Here is a 4,899-nt window from a genome sequence, read left to right on the forward strand (position 1 = left end):
TGAATCACGCTTCAGCCTAATCCGGAATCCCTAGAGTCCACAGATCCTAGGCCTCTTCTTTCGTCATTCCGGGCGAAGGGCCGCTTGGCCCGAAGACCCGGAACCCAGCGGCGCGCGAGAGCGCGAACCTGTCGCGGATTCGATATTCAAACATCCTGCGGCAGATGGATTTCGCCTTCGGCGCCGCTGGGTTCCGGGTCTCCGCTCCGCTTCGCCCGGAAGGACGAAAACAAAGGGCTTGCAAAACGGACACGACTGTCCATTTAAGCGCGTCATCATGTCGCGCCCCGCCCCCAAGCCTGTCCGAAAGGACGCCGTTCACAACCGCGCCGCCCTGTTGCAGGCGGCGCGCGTCGTGCTGTCCGAACAAGGGCTGGACGCGCCGCTGGACCTGATCGCCGAAAAGGCCGGGGTCGGGCGCGGCACGCTTTATCGCCATTTCGCCGACCGCACCGAACTGGCCCTGGCGGTGCTGGAGGCCGATGTCGCGGACCTGGGGCGGCGCACCGACGAACAGGGCGACGACCCGGCCGTCTTCTTCTGGTTCCTGGACCGGCTGGCCGAGGACATGATCCGCAATGCCGGTCTGGCGGGCCTGGTGCGGAACGTGCGGTCGCCGGACGCGCTTACTCCCCTGCGGCAGAGCTTGATGGAGGCGGGCGCCGCGTCGCTGAAGCGGGCCCAGGCCGCCGGTCTGGTGCGGGAGGATTTGCGGCCGATGGACATTCGTCTGATCGCCACCCTGCTGGGCGCCGGTTTCCAGGGCGCCGACGCGGCCGAGCGCGAGGCCGTGTCCCTGCGCACCCGCGAGATCATCCTGGACGGGCTGAAGCCCCGTGAGGAGGCGTTCTGATGGCCCGCGCCGACCGTCACTGGCATCTGCCGTGGGACCAGTATGTCGCCACGCTGAAACCGCACGAACTGCCCACCCTGCCCGGCTCGCCCGCCACGCCGGACCATGCGCCCTGGCTGAGGGTGCAGTACGCCCTGACCGGGATTCTGGTGGCCATGGTCGGCGCCCTGGGCAACGCCGCCGTCACCGCCAACATCACCAGCCTGCAAGGGTCGCTGGGGATCACCCTGACCGAGGCGGCGTGGCTGCCGGTCGTGTTCGTGATGACCAACGCCTGCATGAACCTGATCCTGGTCAAGTTCCGCCAGCAGTACGGCCTGCGCCTGTTCACCCAGATCTGCCTGGGCGCCTTCGTCGCCACCTGCGCGGCGCACCTGCTGGTCGACAACTATGAATCGACCCTGGTGGTGCGGGCGGCGGCCGGCATGGCGGCGGCGGGCCTGAGCAGCCTGGGCTTCCTCTATATGATCCAGGCGTTTCCGGCCAAACACCGGCTGAAGGGGCTGGTGATCGGGATCGGCCTGGCCAGTTTCGCCGTGCCGATCGCGCGCCTGGTCATGCCGACCCTGCTGCAACTGAACGACTGGAAGGCGTTTTACACCTTCGAACTGGGGATGGCGCTTCTGGCCTGGGCGGCGGTGCAGGTGCTGCGTCTGCCCCCGTCCGAGCGGCTGAAGCTGTTCGAGCCGCTGGACTTCCTGACCTTCGCCCTGTTCGCGCCGGGCGTGGCGCTTCTGGCCGCCGTCCTGGGACTGGGTCGGATCGTCTGGTGGACCGAGGCGGCGTGGATCGGCTGGGCGCTGGTCGGGTCGATCATCCTGCTGAGCGTGGCCCTGGTGATCGAGCACAATCGCGCCAATCCGCTGATCAACACCCGCTGGCTGACCGGCAGGGACGTGCTGCGCCTGTTCGGGGCCGTGATCCTGATCCGCGTCACCCTGTCGGAACAGACCTCGGGCGCGGTAGGGTTCCTGACCGTCGTCGGCCTGGGCCAGGACCAGCTTCACGGTCTGTTCCTGCTGATCCTGCTGTCCATGGTGGCGGGCACGGCGGTCAGCGCCCTGACGCTGAACATGACCAAGCTGCACAAGCCCATCGCCATCGCCCTGGGTCTGATCGCCATCGGCGCCTTCATCGACAGCCACGCCACCGTCCTGACCCGCCCGGCCCAGCTGTATTTCAGCCAGGCCCTGGTCGCCTTCGCCTCGGCCATGTTCGTGGGGCCGGCCCTGCTGATCGGGGTGGGGCGGGTGCTGCAGACCAATCCGCGCAATCTGATCAGCTTCATCGTCATGTTCAGCGTTCTTCAGAACGTCGGGGGCTTGGCGGGATCGGCCCTGGTCGGCACGGTCCAGGTCGTGCGCGAAAAGTTCCATTCCAACGAACTGGCTGCGGGCATCGACGCCATGAACCCGCTGGTCGTGCAACGGCTGGCCCAGCTGTCCGGCGCCTATGGCCACGTCGTCGGCGATCCGGCGCTTCTGAAGGCCGAGGGCGTGGCCCTGCTGAGCCGACAGGTGACGCAGCAGGCCAATATCCTGGCCTATAACGACGTCTTCCTGCTGATTTCCGTGATCGCCGCCCTGGGCTGCGCCTGGGTCACGTTCATTCACCTTCTTCCCCGCTTCAAGGCCCGCAAACAGGCGCGCCAGGACGCCCGGCTGGCGGCGCAACAGGCCGCCGCAGCCGCCGCCGTCGACTGAGACCTTCCGAGAGCCGAACCGACATGACCGACACCGCCGCCCCCGCCCCCGCCCCATCTCCTGCACCTCAGGCCGCGCCCGCCCCGGCGCCAGAGCCGAAGAAGCGCGTCCTGTGGTCGGTGGTGGCGGCCTGTATCGCCGTGCTGGCCATCGGCCTGGTGCTCTACGCCTGGCAGTTGCCGCCCTTCACGGGCCATATCCAGCGTACCGACAACGCCTATGTGCGGGGTCAGGTGACGTTGATCAGCCCGCAGGTCAGCGGCTATGTCACACAGGTTCCGGTCCAGGATTTCCAGACGGTGCAGCAGGGCCAGCTGCTGGCCCAGGTGGACGACCGCATCTATCGCCAGCGGCTGGAGCAGGCCGAGGCCAGCCTGCACGCGGCCGAGGCGGCTCTTTCCAACTCGACCCAGACCCAGGCGTCCGCGCGGGGATCGGTGGCCCAGCAGCGCGCCTCCATCGCCGCCGCCGAGGCGACCCTGACGCGGGCCCAGGCCGACGCCAATCGCGCCCGCACCCTGAAGGCCGGGGGCTGGGTGGCCCAAGCCAATGTCGACATCGCCGAGGCCGCCCTGCGCAGCGCCCAGGCCCAGGTCGCCCAGGCCCGCGCCGCCGAGGGCATCGCCCAGACCGGCGTGACCTCGGCCGTGGTGGGCCGCGACAGCCTGGCCGCCGCCGTGGAGAACGCCCGCGCCGCCGTGCGTCTGGCCCAGATCGACCTGGCCAACACCCGCATCGTCGCGCCGCGCGCCGGTCGGCTGGGCGAGGTCGGGGTGCGTCAGGGCCAGTATGTCACCGCAGGCACCCAGCTGATGGGCCTGGTGCCCGACGTGGTCTGGGTCACCGCCAATATGAAGGAGACGCAGATGCGCAACATCCGCGTCGGCCAGCCCGTCACCCTGACCGTCGACGCCCTGGGCGGCCAGACGCTGAGCGGCCGCGTCGAACGCATCGCCCCCGCCGCCGGGTCGGAGTTCAGCGTCATCCGTCCCGACAACGCCACCGGCAACTTCACCAAGGTCGCCCAGCGCATCCCCGTGCGCATCCGCATCGATCCGGGCCAGGAGGCCGCGCAACGCCTGGCGCCGGGGATGTCGGTGGTGGCCAAGGTGGATACGGCGGGCTGATCCCAGGACGCCGAGGAACGGGTTGCCCCCCGCCGCGCTCCCTCTTCTGCAAGATGGAGACGACCATGGACCGCGAACAGACCGAAGGCCGCGAAAAGAACGGCGCAGACCCCGCCGGAAAACCGGACGGCGCAACCTCCGACAAGGCGGTGAAGCGCGTCGGTCAGGCCGAGCAGAAGAGCGCCGGGCCGGACGGCCCGGACGCCTCGGTCATCGGCGACACCTTCAAGCGCAAGCCCTAGGCGGCGCGGCGCGCAGACAGCTGCGCCGCCAGGAGGTGGGCGTCATGCGCCCGCATCCGTTCGAAATTGCCCAGGCCCAGCGCCAGGGCGCGCATGACCTCGGTCTGGCGGGTGTGTTCCGGGCAGGCCGGCAGGGACGGCTCGGCCCGCGCCAGCTCGGCGTCCAGTTCGGCCATCATCCGGGCCAGGATTGCGTCGTTCATCTGATCCTCCATCACGCCGCCGACCGCCGCAAACGGTTAGAGCATGATCGGAACAAATGCGGAACACCGAGTCGCTCGTCAGCCTGTGGACGAACGAAAAAAGGCCGGGCGATGCGTCGCCCGGCCCTTCCGTTTCAGGATCGCGTCAGGATCAGCTGTCGGCCTGCCAGCCGCCGGCCAGGGCGCGGAACAGGGCGATCTGATAGGTGGTGACCAGGGCGTCGGACTGGGCCAGGGCCGCATCGGCCGCCGCCTGGGTGCGCTGGGCGTCCAGCACCAACAGGAAGCTGTCGGCCCCTGCGTTGAAGCGCAGGCGCGACAGTTCGGCGGCGCGGGCCGCCTGGTCGCGCGCCTCGGTCAGGGCCGCGCGGCGGTCCAGCTCGTTGGCGTAGTTGCTGAGCGCCGTCTCCGTTTCCTGCAGGGCCGTCAGCACGGTCTGGTCGAAGGTCGCCAGGGCCGCGTCCGAACGGGCGCCCGCCGCCTTGATCTGAGCCCGGGCCGCAAAGACGTTGGGGAAGGACCAGCTGATCAGCGGACCGAAGCTGAAGCGGAAGTTCTGGTCCTCGCCCAGATCGCCGGACTTCAGCGCGGTGGAGCCGTAGGAGCCGCCCAGGCTGATGCGGGGAAACAGGTTGGCGGTCGCCACATTCACGCGGGCGGCCGCGCCGGCCAGTTCCGCCTCGGCCTGGCGCACGTCGGGACGACGGGCCAAAAGGGCGGCGCCGTCGCCGACCGGGATCGGCCGGGACAGCTGGGGCGGACGCACGCAGG

The 4,899-nt window shown here is 69.4% G+C and carries 6 protein-coding genes; 4 read left to right on the forward strand and 2 right to left on the reverse strand.

Annotation, left to right across the window (positions count from 1 at the left end; all coding sequences use genetic code 11):
* The first annotated feature begins 277 nt into the window (after positions 1-277).
* The 4 genes from RTU05_RS16935 (at position 278) to RTU05_RS16950 (ending at position 3,925) form a co-directional block, all read left to right on the forward strand.
* Positions 278-853, forward strand: a complete 576-nt coding sequence (locus RTU05_RS16935; RefSeq protein WP_312599485.1) for a helix-turn-helix domain-containing protein — start codon at positions 278-280, stop codon at positions 851-853.
* Positions 853-2,556, forward strand: a complete 1,704-nt coding sequence (locus RTU05_RS16940; RefSeq protein ID WP_312599486.1) for an MFS transporter — start codon at positions 853-855, stop codon at positions 2,554-2,556. The genes RTU05_RS16935 and RTU05_RS16940 overlap by 1 nt, the downstream gene beginning before the upstream one ends.
* 23 nt (positions 2,557-2,579) lie before the next feature.
* Positions 2,580-3,683, forward strand: a complete 1,104-nt coding sequence (locus tag RTU05_RS16945) for an HlyD family secretion protein (RefSeq protein WP_312599487.1) — start codon at positions 2,580-2,582, stop codon at positions 3,681-3,683.
* A gap of 65 nt (positions 3,684-3,748) precedes the next feature.
* The gene (locus RTU05_RS16950; protein ID WP_312599488.1) at positions 3,749-3,925 is read left to right on the forward strand and encodes a hypothetical protein; all 177 of its coding nucleotides are present in this window, start codon (positions 3,749-3,751) and stop codon (positions 3,923-3,925) included.
* Here RTU05_RS16950 and RTU05_RS16955 read toward each other — a convergent pair.
* Both RTU05_RS16955 and RTU05_RS16960 read right to left on the reverse strand, forming a co-directional pair.
* On the reverse strand, positions 3,922-4,128 hold the full coding sequence (locus tag RTU05_RS16955) for a hypothetical protein (RefSeq protein ID WP_312599489.1): 207 nt from the start codon (positions 4,126-4,128) through the stop codon (positions 3,922-3,924). The genes RTU05_RS16950 and RTU05_RS16955 overlap by 4 nt on opposite strands.
* A gap of 151 nt (positions 4,129-4,279) precedes the next feature.
* On the reverse strand, positions 4,280-4,899 hold a 620-nt coding region (locus RTU05_RS16960), incomplete at its 5' end, for a TolC family protein (RefSeq protein WP_312599490.1).

The organism is Brevundimonas sp. (assembly GCF_032017145.1).
In the GTDB taxonomy this organism is placed as follows: domain Bacteria; phylum Pseudomonadota; class Alphaproteobacteria; order Caulobacterales; family Caulobacteraceae; genus Brevundimonas.

Bases quoted from the DNA above. Each gene is read 5' to 3' on its own strand.
- RTU05_RS16935 (WP_312599485.1), top strand. From the start codon at position 278: ATGTCGCGCCCCGCCCCCAAGCCTGTCCGAAAGGACGCCGTTCACAAC.
- RTU05_RS16940 (WP_312599486.1), top strand. From the start codon at position 853: ATGGCCCGCGCCGACCGTCACTGGCATCTGCCGTGGGACCAGTATGTC.
- RTU05_RS16945 (WP_312599487.1), top strand. From the start codon at position 2,580: ATGACCGACACCGCCGCCCCCGCCCCCGCCCCATCTCCTGCACCTCAG.
- RTU05_RS16950 (WP_312599488.1), top strand. From the start codon at position 3,749: ATGGACCGCGAACAGACCGAAGGCCGCGAAAAGAACGGCGCAGACCCC.
- RTU05_RS16955 (WP_312599489.1), bottom strand. From the start codon at position 4,128: ATGAACGACGCAATCCTGGCCCGGATGATGGCCGAACTGGACGCCGAG.